The 19,467-nt window shown below is 72.4% G+C and carries 14 protein-coding genes and 1 riboswitch; of the genes, 10 read left to right on the top strand and 4 right to left on the bottom strand.

Annotation, left to right across the window (positions count from 1 at the left end):
• Window positions 1-33: 33 nt before the first annotated feature.
• Window positions 34-1,275, bottom strand: coding sequence for a citrate synthase (locus OHT74_RS10485; RefSeq protein WP_266662979.1), 1,242 nt, complete (start codon window positions 1,273-1,275; stop codon window positions 34-36).
• Window positions 1,276-1,330: 55 nt separating this feature from the next.
• Between OHT74_RS10485 and OHT74_RS10480 the strand changes: the two genes are divergently transcribed.
• Both OHT74_RS10480 and OHT74_RS10475 read left to right on the top strand, forming a co-directional pair.
• Window positions 1,331-2,497, top strand: coding sequence for a citrate synthase/methylcitrate synthase (locus tag OHT74_RS10480; protein ID WP_328620115.1), 1,167 nt, complete (start codon window positions 1,331-1,333; stop codon window positions 2,495-2,497).
• Window positions 2,498-2,586: 89 nt separating this feature from the next.
• Window positions 2,587-3,753, top strand: coding sequence for a CobW family GTP-binding protein (locus tag OHT74_RS10475; protein ID WP_328623294.1), 1,167 nt, complete (start codon window positions 2,587-2,589; stop codon window positions 3,751-3,753).
• Between the two features lie 16 nt (window positions 3,754-3,769).
• Here OHT74_RS10475 and OHT74_RS10470 read toward each other — a convergent pair whose 3' ends face one another.
• The gene (locus OHT74_RS10470) at window positions 3,770-5,860 is read right to left on the bottom strand and encodes a restriction endonuclease (RefSeq protein WP_328620114.1); all 2,091 of its coding nucleotides are present in this window, start codon (window positions 5,858-5,860) and stop codon (window positions 3,770-3,772) included.
• Between the two features lie 101 nt (window positions 5,861-5,961).
• Window positions 5,962-8,418, bottom strand: coding sequence for a DNA gyrase/topoisomerase IV subunit A (locus OHT74_RS10465; protein ID WP_266662973.1), 2,457 nt, complete (start codon window positions 8,416-8,418; stop codon window positions 5,962-5,964).
• A 235-nt stretch (window positions 8,419-8,653) separates the two neighbouring features.
• Here OHT74_RS10465 and OHT74_RS10460 point away from each other — a divergent pair, with 235 nt between their 5' ends.
• The 4 genes from OHT74_RS10460 to OHT74_RS10445 all read left to right on the top strand — a co-directional run bounded on the left by OHT74_RS10460 (window position 8,654) and on the right by OHT74_RS10445 (window position 13,409).
• Window positions 8,654-10,003: a M16 family metallopeptidase gene (locus OHT74_RS10460; RefSeq protein ID WP_266997374.1), complete on the top strand. Its 1,350-nt coding sequence runs from the start codon at window positions 8,654-8,656 to the stop codon at window positions 10,001-10,003.
• A gap of 20 nt (window positions 10,004-10,023) precedes the next feature.
• Window positions 10,024-11,391, top strand: a complete 1,368-nt coding sequence (locus OHT74_RS10455) for a M16 family metallopeptidase (protein WP_266672623.1) — start codon at window positions 10,024-10,026, stop codon at window positions 11,389-11,391.
• Window positions 11,392-11,575: 184 nt separating this feature from the next.
• Window positions 11,576-11,734, top strand: a riboswitch (cyclic di-AMP (ydaO/yuaA leader).
• Between the two features lie 13 nt (window positions 11,735-11,747).
• Entirely contained in the window at window positions 11,748-12,542 is a 795-nt protein-coding gene (locus OHT74_RS10450; protein WP_266662969.1) for a M23 family metallopeptidase, read from the top strand.
• A gap of 201 nt (window positions 12,543-12,743) precedes the next feature.
• Window positions 12,744-13,409: a GntR family transcriptional regulator gene (locus tag OHT74_RS10445; protein WP_266997376.1), complete on the top strand. Its 666-nt coding sequence runs from the start codon at window positions 12,744-12,746 to the stop codon at window positions 13,407-13,409.
• Between the two features lie 166 nt (window positions 13,410-13,575).
• Here the strand turns inward: OHT74_RS10445 and OHT74_RS10440 are convergent, their stop codons facing one another.
• A complete protein-coding gene (locus OHT74_RS10440) occupies window positions 13,576-13,857 on the bottom strand; it encodes an HPr family phosphocarrier protein (RefSeq protein ID WP_266635998.1) in 282 nt (93 codons plus the stop codon).
• Between the two features lie 185 nt (window positions 13,858-14,042).
• On the opposite strand from OHT74_RS10440, the gene OHT74_RS10435 reads away from it, so the two are divergent.
• The 4 genes from OHT74_RS10435 to OHT74_RS10420 all read left to right on the top strand — a co-directional run bounded on the left by OHT74_RS10435 (window position 14,043) and on the right by OHT74_RS10420 (window position 19,399).
• Window positions 14,043-16,811: a bifunctional acetate--CoA ligase family protein/GNAT family N-acetyltransferase gene (locus OHT74_RS10435; RefSeq protein WP_328620113.1), complete on the top strand. Its 2,769-nt coding sequence runs from the start codon at window positions 14,043-14,045 to the stop codon at window positions 16,809-16,811.
• A gap of 68 nt (window positions 16,812-16,879) precedes the next feature.
• The gene (locus OHT74_RS10430; RefSeq protein WP_078864899.1) at window positions 16,880-17,485 is read left to right on the top strand and encodes a DUF5998 family protein; all 606 of its coding nucleotides are present in this window, start codon (window positions 16,880-16,882) and stop codon (window positions 17,483-17,485) included.
• Window positions 17,485-18,687, top strand: a complete 1,203-nt coding sequence (locus OHT74_RS10425) for an alkaline phosphatase family protein (protein ID WP_266662962.1) — start codon at window positions 17,485-17,487, stop codon at window positions 18,685-18,687. The genes OHT74_RS10430 and OHT74_RS10425 overlap by 1 nt, the downstream gene beginning before the upstream one ends.
• Before the next feature lie 61 nt (window positions 18,688-18,748).
• On the top strand, window positions 18,749-19,399 hold the full coding sequence (locus tag OHT74_RS10420) for a thymidine kinase (protein ID WP_328620112.1): 651 nt from the start codon (window positions 18,749-18,751) through the stop codon (window positions 19,397-19,399).
• Window positions 19,400-19,467 lie beyond the last annotated feature (68 nt).

Genomic DNA, 19,467 nt, shown 5'->3' with positions numbered 1-19,467 from the left:
CTGATCTCCCGCTGCCTGCTGCCCGCGGGCCCGTCACGGCATCGGCTGTGGCGGGCGGGGTCCCTGGTACTGGCCGCTCGGGCGCATCCGGAGCGGCCGCTCCTGGTATTCCTCCAGCGCGTGCGCGATCCAGCCAGCCGTCCGGGACACGGCGAACACCGTCTCCCCGGCCTCCGCGGGCATCCCGCAGGACACCGTCAGAACAGCCAGTGCCAGGTCGACATTGGCGTGCAGGCCGCCGCGCCGGGCCGCCGTCGTGGCGACCACCTCCCGGGCGGCGGCCAGTGCGGGCCCGGCCTGCGGCACGTTCTCCAGCCGCGCGAACAGCGCCGTCGCCCGCGGGTCCTCGCCCTCGTACAGCCGGTGCCCGAGTCCGGGAACCCGCCGTCCCGCCCGCAGATGGTCCGCGACCACCGGCGCGGCCCCGCCCCGCTCCAGGGCCTCCGCCAGCATCCGGTGCGCGAGCCGTCCGGCCGCGCCGTGCAGCGGGCCCTCGAGCGCGCCGAGGCCGGCCGACACCGCCGCGTACGGATGGGCCCGCGCCGACGCGGCCACCCGTACGGCCAGGGTCGAGGCGGCCAGATCGTGGTCGATGAGCAGCGCGAGGGCCAGGTCCAGCGTGGCCAGCGCATCCGGGTCCGGCTCGCGCGCCGTCAGCCGGGTCCACAGCTGCCGGGCCAGCCGGCCGTCCCCTCGCCAGCCGGGCGGGCCCACCTCGGGCAGCGCGCCGACCAGCGTCGGGATCAGGCAGCGTGCGGAGCCCAGTACGGCCTCCGCGGACAGGTCGAAGCGCAGCGGATCCGCCACCGCTGCGGCCGCGGTGGCCACCCGCAGCCGGTCGATCGGGCCACTGTGCTCGGGCAGTGCGGCCACCGCGCGCCGGGCCGCGGCCAGCACCTGCGGGGGAGCGGTGAACCGCACGCCACTCGGCAGCGTCCCGGTCCAGAGCCACTCGGCGACCTCCTCGTAGCGGTGCCGCGAGGCCAGCTCGACGGCGTCCACGCCCCGGAAGTAGTACCGGTCGGGCTCGATGAGCGTGAGCGAGGTGCGTACGGAGAGCTCCGCGCCGGGGGGCGCCGCCGCCTCGCGCCGGCTGCGCCGGGCCAGGTCCTCCACCTCGCGCGCGTCGAAGCTGCTGCCGCGGCCGACCGGGTCGCGGCGGCTGGTGAGCTGGCCGCGGCTGACGTACGCGTACACGGTCGCGGGCTTCACCCCCAGGAGTTCCGCCGCCTGCCGGGTGCTGATCCGGCGCTCGCCCTCCGCCTGGTCGTTCATGATGCTCACCCTACATAGATTGATTCGATCAACATTGACAAGGATTCAATCCATCATGGATGGTCGATGCATGAACACCACCGTCGATGTGCCCCGCGGTCTCGCGGGAGTCGTGGTCACCGAGACCGAACTCGGTGACGTCCGAGGCCGCGAGGGCTTCTACCACTACCGCCAGTACTCGGCCGTCGAGCTCGCAGCGAGCCGCAGCTTCGAGGACGTGTGGCACCTGATGTTCCGAGGCGCCCTGCCGGCCGACGCCGCCGAGCGTGCCTCGTTCGCCGCCGAGATCGCCCCGCTGCGCCGACTGCCCGACGCGGTGCGCGACGCACTGCCCGCCCTCGCCCAGGCCACCGTGCTCTCCGGCCCGCTCGCCGGGCTGCGGACCGCGCTCTCGCTGCTCGGCGCCTCCGCCGGGTTCCGCCCGGTGTACGACCTCGACCCCGGGCGGCGGGCCGCCGACGCACTGGCCGCCTGCGCCGCCGTACCGACCCTGCTCACCGCGCTGCACCGGCTGGGGCAGGGCCTGGAGCCGGTCGAGCCGCGGGCGGATCTCCCGTACGCCGCCAACTACCTGTACATGCTCACCGGACAGGAGCCCGACCCGGTCAAGGCGCGGGCGGTCGAGCAGTACCTGATCTCCACCGTCGACCACGGCTTCAACGCCTCGACCTTCACCGCCCGCGTGATCGCCTCCACCGGCGCGGACGTGGCGGCCTGCCTCACCGGGGCGATCGGCGCGCTCTCCGGGCCGCTGCACGGGGGTGCGCCCAGCCGAGCCCTGGACACTCTGGACGCCATCGGCACAGCGGACCGCATCGACCCGTGGATCCGCGAGCGGGTGCTCGCCGGGGACCGGATCATGGGCTTCGGGCACCCCGTCTACCGCACCGAGGATCCGCGCTCGCGGATGCTGCGGGACATCGCGCTGCAGTTCGGCGGCCGGCTCGTGGACTTCGCCGTCGAGGTCGAGCGGCACGTCGAGGAGATCCTCGCCGAGCTCAAGCCGGGGCGGGAGCTGCACACCAACGTGGAGTTCTACGCGGGTGTGGTCATGGAGCTGTGCGGGCTGCCGCGCGAGATGTTCACCCCGACGTTCTGCGCGGCCCGCGTGGTCGGCTGGAGCGCGAACGTCCTGGAGCAGGCCGCCGATTCGAAGATCATCCGCCCGGCCGCCCGGTACGTCGGCCCGAACCCGCCGGAGCCGGTTCCGGTGCTCGGCTGACTACGATCGGCGGGGTGAACAGCAGTCAGCCCGCCCAGCAGTCCGCTCAGCCGCCTGTCCGGCCGCCCGCGCAGCCGTCCGTACAGCCGATTCCCGTCCTCGTGCTGTCCGGATTCCTCGGATCCGGCAAGACGACGCTGCTCAACCACCTCCTCGGCAACCGGGGAGGCACCCGGATCGGGGTCGTCGTCAACGACTTCGGCTCGATCGAGATCGACGCGATGGCCGTGGCGGGCCAAGTCGGCGATTCGATGGTCTCGCTCGGCGGCGGCTGCCTGTGCTGCGCGGTCGACGGCAGCGAGCTGGACACGTACCTGGAGAAGCTCTCGGCGCCGGTCCACCGGATCGACGTGATCGTCATCGAGGCGAGCGGGCTGGCCGAGCCCCAAGAGATGATCCGGATGCTGGTGGCCAGCGAGAATCCGGCGATCCGGTACGGCGGCATGGTGCAGGTCGTGGACGCGGCGGAGTTCGATTCGACCCGGGGCGAGCACCCGGAGAGCGACCGCCACCTCGCCGTCGCGGACCTGGTGGTCCTCAACAAGACCGACCGGGTCGACGCCGCCGAGCGGGCCCGGATCGAGGGCGAGCTGGGCGCGCTCTGCCCAGGGACGCCGGTGGTGGCCGCCGACCACGGCCGCATCGATCCGGAGCTGCTCTTCGACCGCCGCCCGTGGACCGAGACCCAGGGCCAGCTGTCGTTCGAGGACCTGATCGCGCAGGCCAGGGACGCGCTCGACGCAGTTGATGCAGGCGACGCGGAGCACGAGGAGGACGGGGACCACACCGGGCACGCCCACACGGTGTACGAGAGCACGGAGTTCGTGTCCGACCAGGCCATGAACCCGCGCCGGTTCATCGACTTCCTCGACCGGCGGCCGGCCGGGCTGTACCGGATCAAGGGCTATGCCTACTTCGGAGTCCCCGGCCACGAGGAGCGCTACGAGGTCCACGCCGTCGGCCGCTTCCTCCGGTTCGCCCCGCAGCCCTGGGGCCGGGGCGAGGCCAGACTGACGCAGCTGGTCCTGATCGGCGCCGGTACGGACGGCCCCGCCCTGCTCCGTGAGCTGGAGGCCTGCCGCGAACCGGCTCCGCAGCACGCGCCCCCGGAGAGCATGTGGGGCGTGCTCCGCTACGTCGACCGCCCGGCGGAGGCGGAAACCGAGCCGGAGCCGGAGCCGTACGACCCCGAGCCGTACGGCGATCCCGATTCCGATCTTGATCCCGATTCCGACCCCGAATCCGCAGACCTGTAGGACGCGACGCCCGGGGTCAGGCGACCTCGACGCCGTATTCGCGGAGGAGGTCCTCGAGGCCGCCGCGGTAGCCCTTGCCGCCGATCACGAAGTCCCAGTCGCCGTTGGAGCGGCGCCGGAACGAGCCGAGGACCAGGGCGGTCTCGCCGGCGCGCCCGTCGGAGACGTCCAGTCGGCCGAGTTCCTCGCCGCCGGGGGACAGCAGGCGGATGTGGGCGTCTGTGAACCCGGCGAGGTCGGCGTGCGGATCGGCCTCCGGGTCGATCGCGGCGACGAGGACCAGGCGGTCGGCGGGCTCGGGCAGGGCGTCGAAGGAGACCTCCAGCGCGGCCTTGTCGGGGGCCGAGTGGGCGCGGGCCCGTACCGAACCGTCCGGGGTCCGCGGGTTGTTGAAGAACACGAAGTGGTCTTCGCTCAGCACCCGGTTGCCTGCGCAGACGAGGGCGCACACGTCCAGGGCGACCGCGCCCGACCAGGACATGCCGAGCACGTTGTGGTCCGCCGAAGGGGCGGCGGGCTCCGGCTCGGTCGCGCGCTGCGCCGGACCGCCGCCGAGCCGGCCGCGCAACCCGTACTGGTGGAGCAGCTCGACCAGGTCCGCCCCGGGAACCAACTCCAGCGGCTTGCCGTTGGCAAAGGTGTACGACCCGGGCCCGAAGGACGCGGTGGTGACCAGCACCCCCTTGTTCGCCCCCTTGTCCTGGACCGTGCCGTACAGATCACGCACGGCCGTCGGCGGCACCGTGTTCCGGTAGCGCTTGACCTGCACCACGATCCGCCCGCCCCGGATCGGGGCCGGGTCCAGCGCCTCCACGTCCACTCCGCCGTCGCCCGACCGCTGCGTGGTCACCGCCTCCATGCCCATCGCCCTGAAGAGCTCCGCCACCAGGTTCTCGAAGGCGATCGGATCCATCACGAACAGATCCGGCTCGTCCTCGTCCGCGTCGCCCGCCTGCCCGCCGTGGCTGACGACGCCCCCGCCGACCTCTTCGGGCCGGCGCCCGGGGCGTACCGCCGTCAGCTGGTCGGGGCGCGCCGACAGCTGCCCGCCGAGCCCCGACACCAGACAGTCCACCGCGCTGACCTGCTCCAGCCGCAGCCCCGCGAAAGCGCTGCGCGCCGCCGGCACGGAGGAGAGTACGAACCGCGTCTCCTGCCCCGTCGCCGGATCGTGGCAGTCCACGAACCCGTTGACCACGACCGAGTCCAGTACGCCGAACTCGTCCGCCGCGTACAGCTCGCGCACCACCAGCAGCATGCACTGCGCCAGCAGGTCCCGGTACAGCGCCCGCCGTTCCGTGACCGGGCGGGGCTTCACCCTGTCCTGGTCCGTGCTCGGCAGGTACTGCACCGACCTGGCCTCCGGCACCACCGCGTACCCGGGGAGCTCCCAGTCCAGCACCAGCTGGCGGGCCGCAGGGTCGTACGCGGCCGCCACCTGCCTGGGCAGCGCCTCGGGCCAGGCCGTCGAGGCGTACAGGGCGGCCGAGAAGTACTCCACCGCCGCCTCCGCGTCGCCCGAGCGCAGGGCGCCGGCCAGCTCGGTGAGCCCGCTGTTGTGCGCCCGCACCCCGGCGAGCTGCTGCTCCGCCCACCGGTCGTACTGCTGCCGGTACGCCGCCAGTTGCTGTTGCCGCTGCGCCTCCGCGGCGTTCGCGGCCTGCCAGGCCTGGGTGTACCGGGCGTGAGCCTCCCGCTCCGCCTGGGCCCGGTGGCTCGACCCGAGCGTCCAGCCGCTGCTCTGCTGCTGGAACTGGTCGATGCGTGGCATCGGCACCGGCTGCGCCAGGGCCCCGGGGTCGAAGGATTCCAGTTGCTCGGACCGGGCCAGGGCAGATATCCGGAACGCCGGTGCCCGGCAGCCCGCGACCAACAGGCCCTTGAGGGCGTCGACCTCGGCGTCGAACTGCGCGGTGCGCCGTAGGGCCTCGGCCTCGCGGTACTGCCGGTGGCTCCGGTTCGCGTCGCGTTCGTGGGCCCGCTGCCGGTCCCGTTCGTAGGAGTGCTGCCGGCGCTCGGCCTCCCGCTGCTGGATCAGCTGTGTCTGCTGCTGCCGGCGCTGGGCCTCGGCCCAGTCCCCGATCAATCCGCCCGACCGACGACTCATCAGCTGTGTACTCCCCCCCACCAACACCCGGAGGGAAAACACTAGTCGGCATTCGGGTGGTACGTCCCCCCGGTCGCACCACCCGAACGCCGCCGTACGTCCTACAGCACGCCCCCCGCCAGCGCGGCGACGACCGCGGGCAGCGCGGCACCCGAGCCGTCGCGGCGCGGGTCCACGGCCGGCAGTTCGGCCGGGCTGCCGTTCGCCGCGGCAGCGCGGACCGGTGCGTTGCCGGCCCAGGCCAGTACCAGCAGGTCCTCGCCCTTCAGGAACCGCTGGCAGCGCACGCCGCCGGTGGCCCGGCCCTTGCGCGGGTACTGGTCGAACGGGGTGAGCTTTCCGGACAGCATCGAGTCGTCCAGCGTCCCCTGCGAGCCCGCCACCGTGAACACCACGGCGTCGCGCGCCGGGTCGATCGCCGAGAAGTGGATCACCTTGGCGTTCTCGGCGAGCTTGATGCCCGCCATGCCGCCCGCCGGGCGGCCCTGCGGGCGCACCTGGCCCGCGGGGTAGCGCAGCAGCTGGGCGTCGTCGGTGAGGAAGACCAGGTCCTCCTCGCCCGTGCGCAGTTCGACCGCGCCGACGATCCGGTCGCCCTCCTTGAGGGTGATGACCTCCAGCTCGTCCTTGTTCGCCGGGTAGTCCGGCACGACCCGCTTGACCACGCCCTGCTCGGTGCCCAGGGCCAGGCCCTGCGAGGACTCGTCCAGCGAGGTCAGGCAGATCACCTTCTCGTCCGCCTCCAGCCCGGAGAGGAACTCCCCGACCGGGGCGCCGCCCGCCAGGTTCGGCGCGGCGTGGGTGTCCGGCAGCTGCGGCAGGTCGATCACCGACAGCCGCAGCAGGCGCCCGTACGAGGTGACCACGCCGACATCGGCCCGGGCGGTCGCGGCGACCTGCGAGACGATCAGGTCGTGCTTAGCGCGGGCGCCGCCCTCCTCCTCCGGCAGCGCCTCGCCGTTGGCGGTGCGCGCCAGCAGGCCCGTGGAGGACAGCAGGACCCGGCACGGGTCGTCCGCGACCTCCAGCGGAACCGCGGCGACGGCCGTCCCCGCCGACTCCAGCAGGACCGTACGGCGCTCGGTGCCGAACTTCTTCGCGACCGCCGCCAGTTCCGTGGAGACCAGCTTGCGCAGCTCCGTGTCGGACTCGAGGATCCCGGTCAGCTCGTCGATCTCGCCGGTGAGGCGGTCGCGCTCGGACTCCAGCTCGATCCGGTCGAAGCGGGTGAGCCGGCGCAGCGGGGTGTCCAGGATGTACTGGGTCTGGATCTCGCTCAGCGAGAAGCGCTCGATGAGCCGCTGCTTCGCCTGCGCCGAGTTGTCGCTGTCCCGGATGATCCGGATGACCTCGTCGATGTCGATCAGGGCAACCAGCAGGCCCTCGACCAGGTGCAGCCGGTCGCGGCGCTTGGTCCGGCGGAACTCGCTGCGGCGGCGCACGACCTCGAAGCGGTGGTCGAGGTAGACCTCGAGCAGCTCCTTGAGGCCGAGCGTCAGCGGCTGGCCGTCGACCAGCGCGACGTTGTTGATGCCGAAGGACTCCTCCATCGGCGTCAGCTTGTAGAGCTGCTCCAGCACGGCCTCCGGGTGGAAGCCGTTCTTGATCTCGATGACCAGGCGCAGGCCGTGCGAGCGGTCCGTGAGGTCCTTGACGTCCGCGATGCCCTGGAGCTTCTTCGAGCCGACCAGGTCCTTGATCTTCGCGATGACCTTCTCGGGGCCGACCGTGAAGGGCAGTTCGGTGACGACCAGGCCCTTGCGGCGGGCCGTCACGTTCTCCACCGCGACCGTCGCGCGGATCTTGAACGTGCCGCGACCGTTCTCGTAGGCGTCCTTGATCCCCGAGAGGCCGACGATCCGGCCGCCCGTGGGCAGGTCCGGACCCGGCACGAAGCGCATCAGCGCTTCCAGGTCCGCCTGCGGGTAGCGGATCAGGTGGCGGGCGGCCGCGATGACCTCGCCCAGGTTGTGCGGGGGCATGTTGGTGGCCATGCCGACCGCGATCCCGGAGGCGCCGTTCACCAGCAGGTTCGGGTACGCCGCGGGCAGCGCGACCGGCTCCTGCTCCTGGCCGTCGTAGTTGGCGGTGAAGTCGACGGTGTCCTCGTCGATCGACTCCGTCATCAGCGACGTGGCGTCCGCCATCTTGCACTCGGTGTAACGCATCGCGGCCGGCGGGTCGTCGTTGCCGAGCGAGCCGAAGTTGCCGTGGCCGTCGACCAGGGGCAGCCGCATCGAGAAGGGCTGGGCCATGCGCACGAGCGCGTCGTAGATCGACGCGTCACCGTGCGGGTGCAGCTTGCCCATGACCTCGCCGACGACGCGGGCGCACTTCACGTAGCCGCGGTCGGGGCGCAGGCCCATCTCGTTCATCTGGTAGACGATGCGCCGGTGTACCGGCTTCATGCCGTCGCGGGCGTCGGGCAGGGCGCGGGAGTAGATCACCGAGTACGCGTACTCGAGGAAGGAGCCCTGCATTTCGTCGACGACGTCGATGTCGAGGATCTTCTCCTCGAAATCCTCCGGCGGCGGGGTCTTCGTGCTGCGGCGGGCCATCGCTGCGCGGCTCCTTAACCAAGAAAGAAGGTGTGCTGGGGGTCTTGCGGGTGGTCTGGCGGGTGGTGCGAGAGGGGCTGACGGGGGTTGTCGCGGACCATTGTGGCCCGAGGCACCGACAACGCCGACTCCGACCCAGGTCTGAGCCGGGAACTTCTCCGGTCCCCGACGCGCTTGCATACAGTGGCAGGTCTGACGGAAATCTCTGCATCGCGATCGAAGGGACCACATGCCCATGGGTCACACGGCCACAGCCCAGGCCGGCTCCGGCGGCCTCACAGCGACCGAGCACAGGCTGGCCAACGGCCTGCGCGTGGTGCTCTCCGAGGATCACCTGACCCCGGTCGCCGCGGTCTGCCTCTGGTACGACGTCGGCTCGCGCCATGAAGTCAAGGGGCGAACCGGTCTGGCTCACCTCTTCGAGCACCTGATGTTCCAGGGCTCGGCGAGCGTACCCGGCAACGGCCACTTCGAGCTCGTCCAGGGTGCCGGGGGTTCGCTCAACGGCACGACCAGCTTCGAGCGCACCAACTACTTCGAGACCATGCCGGCCCACCAGCTGGAGCTTGCGCTCTGGCTCGAGGCGGACCGGATGGGCTCGCTGCTCGCCGCCCTGGACGACGAGTCCATGGAGAACCAGCGCGACGTCGTCAAGAACGAACGCCGCCAGCGGTACGACAACGTCCCGTACGGCACGGCCTTCGAGAAGCTGACCGCCCTGGCGTACCCCGAGGGCCACCCGTACCACCACACGCCGATCGGCTCCATGGCCGACCTGGACGCGGCCTCCCTGGAGGACGCCCGCGCCTTCTTCCGTACGAACTACGCGCCCAACAACGCGGTGCTGTCGGTCGTCGGTGACATCGACCCCCAGCAGACGCTCGCCTGGGTCGAGAAGTACTTCGGCACCATCCCCGGGCACGACGGCAAGCAGCCGCCGCGCGACGGCACGCTGCCCGAGATCATGGGCCGGGAGCTGCGCGAGGAGATCGTCGAGGAGGTTCCGGCCCGCGCGCTGATGGCCGCCTACCGGCTCCCGCACGACGGCACCCGCGAGTGCGACGCCGCCGACGTGGCGCTGACCGTCCTGGGCGGCGGCGAGTCCTCCCGGCTGCACAACCGCCTGGTACGCCGCGACCAGACGGCGGTCGCGGCCGGCTTCGGCATGTTGCGGCTCGCCGGCGCGCCCTCGCTCGGCTGGCTGGACGTGAAGACCTCCAGCGGGGTCGAGGTGCCCGACATCGAGGCGGCCGTCGACGAGGAGCTCGCGCGGTTCGCCGCCGAGGGCCCGACGGCCGAGGAGATGGAGCGCGCCCAGGCGCAGCTGGAGCGCGAGTGGCTGGACCGGCTGAGCACGGTGGCCGGCCGCGCCGACGAACTCTGCCGCTTCGCCGTACTGTTCGGCGACCCGCAGCTGGCGCTCAGCGCCGTCCAGCGGGTCCTCGACATCACCGCCGAGGAGGTGCAGGCCGTGGCCGCGGCCCGACTGCGCCCCGACAACCGCGCGGTGCTGGTGTACGAGCCGCTCCCGGCAGAGGCCGACGGGGCCGACGAGAACGACGAGAACGAGGGGGCGGAGCAGTGAGCGACACCGCAGCCGTCACGATGACCTTCCACCCGCAGCCGCAGGCCGGCCAGGCCCGGCCCTGGGCCTTCCCGGCCCCCGAGCGGGGCTCGCTGTCCAACGGGCTGACCCTGCTGCGCTGCCACCGCCCCGGCCAGCAGGTCGTCGCCGTCGAGGTCAACCTCGCCGCGCCGCTCGACGCCGAGCCCCAGGGCCTGGACGGCGTGGCGACCATCATGGCCCGCGCGCTGTCCGAGGGCACCGACAAGCACTCCGCCGAGGAGTTCGCGGCCGAGCTGGAGCGCTGCGGCGCCACGCTCGACGCGCACGCCGACCACCCGGGCGTGCGCGTCTCCCTGGAGGTCCCGGCCTCCCGGCTGGCCAAGGCGCTGGGCCTGCTCGCCGAGGCGCTGCGCGCGCCCGCCTTCGCCGACAGCGAGGTCGACCGGCTGGTGCGCAACCGGCTCGACGAGATCCCGCACGAGCTGGCCAACCCGCAGCGCCGCGCCGCCAAGCAGCTCTCCAAGGAGCTCTTCCCGGCCACCTTGCGGATGTCCCGCCCGCGCCAGGGCACGGAGGAGACGGTCGCCCGGATCGACTCCGCGGCCGTGCGTGCCTTCTTCGAGGCCCACGTACGCCCCGCCACCGCCACCGCGGTGGTCGTCGGCGACCTGACCGGCATCGACCTGGACGCCGTACTGGCCGACACCCTGGGCACCTGGACCGGCAACACCGCCGCGGCGCTCCCGGTGCCGCCGGTGACCGCCGACGACAGCGGCCGCGTGGTCATCGTGGACCGGCCCGGCGCGGTCCAGACGCAGCTGCTCATCGGCCGGATCGGGCCGGACCGGCACGACCGGGTCTGGGCGGCGCAGGTGCTCGGCACGTACTGCCTGGGCGGCACCCTCACCTCGCGACTGGACAAGGTGCTGCGCGAGGAGAAGGGGTACACGTACGGCGTGCGCTCCTTCGGCCAGGTGCTGCGCTCCACCGCCGACGGCAAGGGCGCCTCGATGCTCGCCATCAGCGGCTCCGTGGACACCCCCAACACGGGCCCGGCGCTCGACGACCTCTGGAAGGTGCTCCGCACCCTCGCGGAGGGCGGCCTGACCGACGCCGAACGGGACGTGGCGGTGCAGAACTTGGTGGGCGTGGCCCCGCTGAAGTTCGAGACGGCCGCGGCCGTCGCCGGCACGCTCGCCGACCAGGTCGAGCAGGAGCTCCCGGACGACTACCAGGCCCGGTTGTACGCGCAGCTGGCCCAAACGGGCACGGTGGAGGCGACGTCGGCCGTCCTGGCCGCCTTCCCGGTGGACCGCCTGGTCACCGTGCTGGTGGGCGACGCCTCGCAGATCGAGGCGCCGGTGCGGGCGCTCGGGATCGGTGAGGTCACCGTCGTCACCAACTGACGGACATCCCAAGGGGCTCCAGCGGCTTGTCCACCGGAGCCCCTTTTGTCTGTTTAGTGGAGAGGTTGCTTGTATGCGGTGTGGCGTACGCAACAAAAAGGCGTGTCTGTTTGGCGATTGACTGATGATCCGCCTAGCGTCGGCCGTGCTGTCCGTCAGTTGTACGCGCCGCATCCGCGGCACCGGGCAGCGATCGCCGAGTCCCCGTCAGGCGCGAGCCTGGGGAGCCGGGGACCCACATGTGTCCCTGGGGTGAATCGGACCGCCTCGTCAGAGGGGGCCCGTAGGAGACCTTCCTGCTCCGAACCCGTCAGCTAACCCGGTAGGCGAGAAGGAAGGAAAGGATCAGCCCCTTCATGGCGTTTGGCAGTCGTGCCGCCGGTAAGCACCGTGGTTCCAGTCGTCTGAGCCGCAAGACCGCCGGCTACGCCGGCATCGCCGCCCTCGCCACCACCGGTGTCGTCGGCTCCCTCGCAGGCCCGGCGTTCGCCGCGTCGGACAAGGCCCCCTCCATGGAGGACACCGGCCTGAACGCCGTCGTGACGGCCGAGGACCTTCCCGTCCAGATCGAGGCCCAGGCCGAGGCCCAGGAGCACGCGGCAGAAGCCGCGGCCGCCAAGGCGAAGGCGGAGGCCGACGCTGCGGCGCGCGCCGCCGAGGCCAAGCAGAAGGCCGAGGAGAAGGCGAAGGCCGAGCGCGAGGCCGCCGAGCGCGCCGCCCGCGAGGAGGAGCGCAAGCGCCTCAACACCTTCGTCGCCCCCGTCGACGGCTCCTACATCAGCACCCAGTGGCACGCGGGCGGCGGCATGTGGTCCTCCGGCAGCCACACCGGCATCGACTTCCACGCGGCCTCCGGCACCTCGGTGCACGCGGTGGGCTCCGGCACCGTGGTCGAGGCCGGCTGGGGCGGGGCGTACGGCAACAACGTCGTCATCAAGCACAACGACGGCACCTACACCCAGTACGGCCACATGACCTCGCTGAGCGTCTCCGTCGGCGAGCAGGTCACCCCGGGCCAGCAGATCGGCCTGTCGGGCTCCACCGGCAACTCCAGCGGCCCGCACCTGCACTTCGAGGCCCGCACCGGCTCCCAGTACGGCTCGGACATCGACCCGGTCGCGTACCTGCGCAACCACGGCGTCGACGTCTGACCCGCAGCACTTCACCGAAGGCCCCGGCTCCCCGAGCCGGGGCCTTCGCGTTGTGGCCGCAAGCGGCCGCATTGTGGCTGTAAATATTCGCGATTTCCGTCTGCGCTCGGAAAACATCGCGTGTTGCAATAGAGTCCCAGTACGATCCCAGCACGGTCGCGGCAATGGCGTCGACAGTCGGAAATAGGCGGAGGTCCGGACTTGCGTATTCCTGCGCACGCGGTATGCACGGCAATCCGCGACGACATCGTCTCCGGAGTCTTCGAGCCGGGCGGCCGGCTGACCGAGGAGCTGCTGGCCCGCCGGTACGGGGTCTCCCGCGTCCCGGTCCGTGAGGCGCTGCGGACCCTGGAGTCCGAGGGCTTCGTCACCACCCGGCGGCATGCGGGTGCCTGCGTTGCCGAGCCCACCGAGCAGGAGGCGGCCGACCTCCTGGAACTGCGGATGCTGATCGAGCCGCTGGCAGCGGCCCGGGCCGCCCGCCGGCGGACCGAGGCCCACCTCAAGGTGCTGCGCGGGCTGGTCAGGCTGGGCCAGGAGCGGGCCAGGCGGGGTCAAGGGGAGGATCTGCGGTCCCTGGGAGGCTGGTTCCACGAGACGCTCGCCCAGGCCTCCGGCAGCCCCGGGCTGATCGCGCTGCTCACGCAGATGCGGCACAAGATCGCGTGGATGTACGCCGTGGAGGCGCCGGCCCGGCCCGTGGAGTCCTGGGCGGAGCACGGGGCGATCGTGGACGCGCTGGCGCGCGGGGACGCCGAGCGGGCGCGGGCGCTCACGGCGATCCACGCGGACCGGGCGGCCGGGGCGCACCGTCTGCGCGTGAGGACTTCGCAACATCCCGTAAACATGGCGAGCGGTCCGCATTAACAAATAGCGCGTATTAATGTGGAGCGGCGGCCTAATTCACGGCACATTGGCAGTGCATTCGCGCTCGCCCGGCGCGGACGATGGAATTCCTGAAAACGGCGAAGCCGCGGCATCCGGAATTCCGGCGGCCGCGGCTTCGTCACATGCCCGGGGCGAACCCGAAGGGTCAGACGGTCTCGGGGAGCTCCTCGAGACCCTCGGCGACCAGCTTCGCGAGGCGGTCCAGCGCCGCCTCGGCGCCCTCGGCGTCGGACGCGAGGATGATCTCCTCGCCGCCCTGGGCACCCAGGCCCAGCACCGCGAGCATGGACGCGGCGTTGACGGGGTTCCCGTCGGCCTTCGAGATGGTCACCGGGACGCCGGAAGCGGTCGTCGCGCGGACGAAGATCGAGGCGGGACGAGCGTGCAGGCCCTCGGCCCAGCCGACGTTGACGCGGCGCTCTGCCATGGTGATGCCCTTCAGGGTTCTTACGGTTGTCTAGACCAGTCTCTCACGACGCCTCGAATGCTCCGACCGACCTTCGGCCCGGATCCTCCGCCGTTCGACCTACCCCAGCTTGCACTCATTTGCCCCTACTTGCCTCGCGCGCCGCGCAGGGGCTGTCCGGCCTGTCCTGGCCTTAAGATCGCCGCATGACCACCGCGTCGGACCCCTCGTACCCGGCCCACTGGGAAGCGGACGTCGTCCTGCGCGACGGCGGCACCGCCCGGATCAGGCCCATCACCACGGAGGACGCGGGCCGGCTGGTCAGCTTCTACGAGCAGGTCTCCGACGAGTCGAAGTACTACCGCTTCTTCGCGCCCTACCCCCGGCTGTCCGACCGCGACGTGCACCGCTTCACGCACCACGACTACGTGGACCGGGTCGGCCTCGCGGCGACCATCGGCGAGGAGTTCATCGGCACCGTCCGCTACGACCGGATCGGCCCCGACGGCCGGCCCGCCTCCGCCCCCGCCGACGAGGCGGAGGTGGCCTTCCTCGTCCAGGACGCCCATCAGGGCCGCGGGGTCGCCTCTGCCCTCCTCGAACACATCGGCGCGGTCGCCCGGGAGCGGGGCATCCGCCGGTTCGCGGCCGAGGTGCTGCCCGCCAACAGCAAGATGATCAAGGTCTTCACCGACGTCGGCTACCAGCAGAAGCGCAGCTTCGAGGACGGCTCCGTCCACCTCACCCTCGACCTCGAACCCACCGCAGAGTCCCTGGCCGTGCAGCGCGCCCGCGAGCAGCGCGCCGAGGCCCGCTCCGTGCAGCGGCTGCTGGCCCCCGGTTCGGTGGCGGTGATCGGAGTCAGCCGCTCCGGCGGGGGAGTCGGCGCGGCGGCCCTGCGGAACCTGCGCGACGGCGGCTTCCAAGGCCACCTGTACGCCGTGAACGAGGCCGTCACCACCGACCTGCTGGACGGCGTACGGGCCTACCGCGCGCTCGGCGACATCGACTCCCCGGTCGACCTCGCGGTGATCGCGATCCCCGCCGAGCGCGTCCCCGAGGCCGTGGCCGCGTGCGGGGAGCACGGGGTGCAGGGGCTGGTGGTGCTTTCCGCCGGCTACGGGGAGAGCGGCGCCGCCGGGCTCGACCGGCAGCGCGAACTGGTGCGCCAGGTGCGCTCGTACGGGATGCGGCTGATCGGGCCGAACGCGTACGGCGTGATCAACACCGCGCCGGAGGTCGGACTCAACGCCTCCCTGACCCCGGCGCCCGCGCCGATCCGGGGCCGCATCGGGCTGTTCACCCAGTCCGGGGCGATCGGCATCTCGCTGCTCTCCGCACTGCTGCGGCGCGGCGAGGGCCTGTCGTCCTTCGTCTCGGCGGGCAACCGGGCGGACGTCTCCGGCAACGACATCCTGCAGTACTGGTACGAGGACGAGGCCACCGACGTCGCGCTGATGTACCTCGAAACCCTGGGCAACCCGCGGAAGTTCACGCGGCTCGCGCGGCGGACGGCAGCCGTGAAGCCGGTGGTCGTCGCGAAGGGCGGCCGCCACACCCCGGCCGGGCACGTGGTCCCGGGGACCAGGCTCCCGGACGCCACGGTCTCGGCGCTGCTCCGGCAGGCCGGGGTGATCCGCGTCGACACCGTGACGGAGCTGGTGGACGTCGGGCTGCTGCTGGCCTCGCAGCCGCTGCCGGCCGGGCCGCGCGTGGCGATCCTCGGGAACTCGGAGTCGCTGGGTGTCCTCACCTACGACGCCTGCCTCACGCAGAGGCTGCGGCCGGGGGCCCCGCTGGACCTGACCACGGCGGCGACGCCGGAGGACTTCCGGGAGGCGCTGGGCACGGCGCTGGCCTCCGCCGAGAACGATGCGGTGATCGTCACCGTGATTCCGTGGGTGAACGAGCAGGAGCCGCAGGACGACCTGGCCGAGGCCCTTCGGGGTGCGGTGGCCGGGCATCCCGGCAAGCCGGTGGCCGTAGTCCACGTGGAGCTGGCGGAGCTCGTCGACGCCCTCTCCCCGGCGGGCCTGGGTGCGGCGCCGCTTCCGGGGGCCCTGTCCCCCCGCCTCCGTGCCTCGAACGCCGGCGGGGCCGGAACGGACGTGCGGATTCCGGCGTATCCGGCAGCCGAGAGGGCGGTACGGGCCGTCGCCGAGGCCGTCCGGTACGGGCAGTGGCGGCGGGCCAACGCCGAGGCCGGGCAGGTGCCCGAGTACGAGGACATCGACGAGGCCGGAGCCGCCGCCCAGCTCGCCGGCCTCCTGGCCGATGCCGGCGACGCCGTCCTCACCCTCACCGAGGCCGACGCCGTCGCACTGCTCGCCCGGTACGGGATCCGGGTGCTCCCCACCCTGCCCGCGCCCACCGCGGACGACGCGGTCAGGGCCGCCCGGGCCCTCGGCTACCCGGTCGCCCTCAAGACCACCGCCCCGCACCTGCGCCACCGCGCGGACCTCGGCGGCGTACGCCTCGACCTCGGAGGCGAGGCCGATCTGCGCCGTTCGTACGAGGAGCTCACCGACCTCCTCGGGACGCCCGGCGAGCTGCTCCCCGTCGTCCAGGCCATGGTGCCCCGCGGGGTCGACACCGTCGTGAGGTCCGTCATCGACCCCGCGGCCGGCGCCGTCCTGTCCTTCGGGCTCGCCGGCGTCGCTTCCGAGCTGCTCGGCGACACCGCCCACCGGCTCGTCCCGGCCACCGAGCGGGACGCCGCCGGGCTGATCCGGTCCATCCGGACCGCTCCCCTCCTCTTCGGCTGGCGCGGCAGCGACCCCGTCGACACCCCGGCCCTCGAGGAGCTCCTGCTCCGGCTGTCCCGGCTCGTGGACGACCACCCCGAAGTGGTGGGAGTCACCCTCGAGCCCGTCGTCGTCGCCACGGAGGGCCTCTCCGTGCTCAGCGCCACGGTCCGGGTGGCCCACCCGCCCGCCCGCACCGATCTCGGCCCCCGGACACTCCCCAGCTATTGAGCCGGTCCGAGGGCCCGGTCCGGAAGGCAGGCCCTTGGGCGCCCGGGGTGCCCCGTACGGGCCTTAGGATGGACCCCATGGCGAAATCCGGTACGACGACCCAGGGGCTGCGCACGGCGATCGAGCGCAGCGGCTACTACCCGGCCCTCGTGGCCGAGGCCGTGGAGGCCGCGGTGGGCGGCGAGCCGATCTCGTCGTACCTGGTCCACCAGGAGACGACCTTCGACTCCAACGAGGTGCGCCGGCACGTCACCGTCCTGGTCCTGACCGGCAACCGCTTCATCGTGAGCCACACCGACGAGCAGGCCGCCGACGCCGGGTCCCCGTCCCCGTACGCGACCACCTCGACCGAGTCGGTCAAGATCGGCGCGATCTCCTCCGTGGTGCTCAGCCGCGTCGTCGCCAACCCCGAGTCGTACACCCCCGGCACCCTGCCCCGCGAGGTCGTCCTGACCATCGGCTGGGGCGCGGTCTCGCGGATCGACCTGGAGCCCGCCGCCTGCGGCGACCCGAACTGCGACTCCGACCACGGCTACACCGGCAACTCCACCGCCGACGACCTCAGCCTGCGCGTGAGCGAGGCCGGCGACGGCCCGGAGGCGGTCCGCCAGACCCTCGTCTTCGCGCAGGCCCTCAGCGAGGCAACGGCAGCCACCTCCACCTCCGCCCGCTGATGGCCTACTCCGCACCGTCGAACTGGGACGAGCCGGAGCTGCTGGACCTGGCCGGCGCCCCCGTGCCGGAGTACGGCACCGGCTCGCTCGCCGACCTGCTGCCGACCCTCGTGGCCGGCCAGGGCGTCCCCGGGTTCACCGCCGCCATCGCCGAGCTGACCCCGGCCGACCGGAACTGCGTGTTCCTGGTCGACGGCATGGGCTGGGAGCAGATCAAGGCCCACCCGGACGAGGCCCCGTACCTGACCTCGCTCCTCGGCAGCTCGCGCGGCGGCACCGGCCGGCCGATAACGGCAGGCTTCCCGGCGACCACCGCCACCTCGCTGGCCTCCGTAGGCACCGGCCTGCCGCCCGCGCGGCACGGCCTGCCCGGCTACGCCGTGCGCAATCCGGCCACCGGCGAACTCATGAACCAGCTCCGCTGGTACCCCTGGACCCAGCCGAAGCCCTGGCAGCCGTACCCGACCGTCTTCCAGCAGGCCGACAAGGCGGGGGTGGCCACGGCCCAGGTGTCCTCGCCCGCCTTCCAGACCACCCCGCTCACCAAGATCGCGCTGAGCGGCGGCACCTTCCTCGGCCGGATGACCGGCGAGGAGCGGATGGACCTCGCGGCCGAGCGCCTCGCGGCCGGCGACCGCTCCCTGGTGTACACGTACTTCAGCGAGCTCGACGGGGCCGGCCACCGGCACGGCGTGAACTCCGACGCCTGGCGCGGCCAGCTGATGTACGTCGACCGGCTGGTGCAGCGGCTCGCCGAGCAACTCCCGCCGCGCACCGCGCTGTACGTGACCGCCGACCACGGCATGGTGGACGTCCCCTTCGACGAGGACTCCCGGATCGACTTCGACGAGGACTGGGAGCTGGGCGCCGGCGTGGCCCTGCTCGGCGGCGAGGGCCGGGCCCGGCACGTGTACGCCGTACCGGGCGCGGAGGCCGACGTCCTGACGGTGTGGCGCGAGGTGCTGGGCGACCGGTTCTGGATCGCGAGCCGTGAAGAAGCCCTGGAGCTGGGCTGGTTCGGCGCGCCGGGGGAGTGCGACGAGCGCGTGCTCGGCCGGATCGGCGACGTGGTCGCGGCCGCCCAGGCCGATGTGGCCATCACCGCCTCGCGCAAGGAGCCCAACGAGTCCGCCCTCGTCGGCATGCACGGCTCCATGACCGCCGCCGAGCAGCTCGTCCCGCTGCTCGAGATCCGCACCTGACCGACCCCTTCCTCCTCCGCCCCTGCCTGCCGCCCACGACCCGAAAGGTCCCGTACTTCCCATGCCCGAGCTGGTGTTCTTCTCCGGAACGATGGACTGCGGAAAGAGCACTCTGGCTCTCCAGATCGGCCACAACCGGTCCGCTCGTGGGCTCCAAGGCGTGATCTTCACCCGGGACGACCGGGCGGGGCAGGGCAAGCTCTCCTCGCGCCTGGGACTGGTGACGGAGGCGGTCGAGGCGGCCCCCGGCCTGGATCTCTACGGGTACCTGGTGGGGCAGATGTCCAAGGGCGACCGGGTTGACTACGTGATCGTGGACGAGGCGCAGTTCCTGGCGCCCGAGCAGATCGACCAGCTGGCGCGGGTGGTGGACGACCTCGATCTGGACGTCTTCGCCTTCGGTATCACGACAGACTTCCGTACCAAGCTGTTCCCGGGCTCGCAGCGGCTGATCGAGCTGGCCGACCGGCTGGAGACCCTCCAGGTCGAGGCGATGTGCTGGTGCGGGGCCCGTGCCACGCACAACGCCCGCACGGTGGGTGGTGAGATGGTCGTGGAGGGCGAGCAGGTCGTCGTCGGCGACGTCAACCGTTCCCCGGAGGAGATCGGCTACGAGGTCCTCTGCCGCCGCCACCACCGCAAGCGGATGACCTCGGCCTCGGCCCACGCCGGTGCCCTCTCCCCGGACGTCCTCCCCGTCAACCACGCCTGACCCGCTGGTCGCAGCGGCGCGCCCGGCACCGAACCGATGGCAGGCCTCCTGGCGGGGGCAGGCCATCG

It is taken from the genome of Streptomyces sp. NBC_00354, from assembly GCF_036106915.1.
Lineage (GTDB): Bacteria > Actinomycetota > Actinomycetes > Streptomycetales > Streptomycetaceae > Streptomyces.
The sequence above is the reverse complement of the archived record's forward strand: the minus strand, read 5'-3'. Positions and strand labels throughout refer to the sequence as shown.

Excerpts from the sequence above, each read along its gene's own strand:
- OHT74_RS10485 (WP_266662979.1), bottom strand. The coding sequence starts at position 1,275 with ATGAACGACCAGGCGGAGGGCGAGCGCCGGATCAGCACCCGGCAGGCG.
- OHT74_RS10480 (WP_328620115.1), top strand. The coding sequence starts at position 1,331 with ATGGATGGTCGATGCATGAACACCACCGTCGATGTGCCCCGCGGTCTC.
- OHT74_RS10470 (WP_328620114.1), bottom strand. The coding sequence starts at position 5,860 with ATGAGTCGTCGGTCGGGCGGATTGATCGGGGACTGGGCCGAGGCCCAG.
- OHT74_RS10465 (WP_266662973.1), bottom strand. The coding sequence starts at position 8,418 with ATGGCCCGCCGCAGCACGAAGACCCCGCCGCCGGAGGATTTCGAGGAG.
- OHT74_RS10460 (WP_266997374.1), top strand. The coding sequence starts at position 8,654 with ATGGGTCACACGGCCACAGCCCAGGCCGGCTCCGGCGGCCTCACAGCG.
- OHT74_RS10455 (WP_266672623.1), top strand. The coding sequence starts at position 10,024 with ATGACCTTCCACCCGCAGCCGCAGGCCGGCCAGGCCCGGCCCTGGGCC.
- OHT74_RS10450 (WP_266662969.1), top strand. The coding sequence starts at position 11,748 with ATGGCGTTTGGCAGTCGTGCCGCCGGTAAGCACCGTGGTTCCAGTCGT.
- OHT74_RS10440 (WP_266635998.1), bottom strand. The coding sequence starts at position 13,857 with ATGGCAGAGCGCCGCGTCAACGTCGGCTGGGCCGAGGGCCTGCACGCT.
- OHT74_RS10435 (WP_328620113.1), top strand. The coding sequence starts at position 14,043 with ATGACCACCGCGTCGGACCCCTCGTACCCGGCCCACTGGGAAGCGGAC.
- OHT74_RS10430 (WP_078864899.1), top strand. The coding sequence starts at position 16,880 with ATGGACCCCATGGCGAAATCCGGTACGACGACCCAGGGGCTGCGCACG.
- OHT74_RS10425 (WP_266662962.1), top strand. The coding sequence starts at position 17,485 with ATGGCCTACTCCGCACCGTCGAACTGGGACGAGCCGGAGCTGCTGGAC.
- OHT74_RS10420 (WP_328620112.1), top strand. The coding sequence starts at position 18,749 with ATGCCCGAGCTGGTGTTCTTCTCCGGAACGATGGACTGCGGAAAGAGC.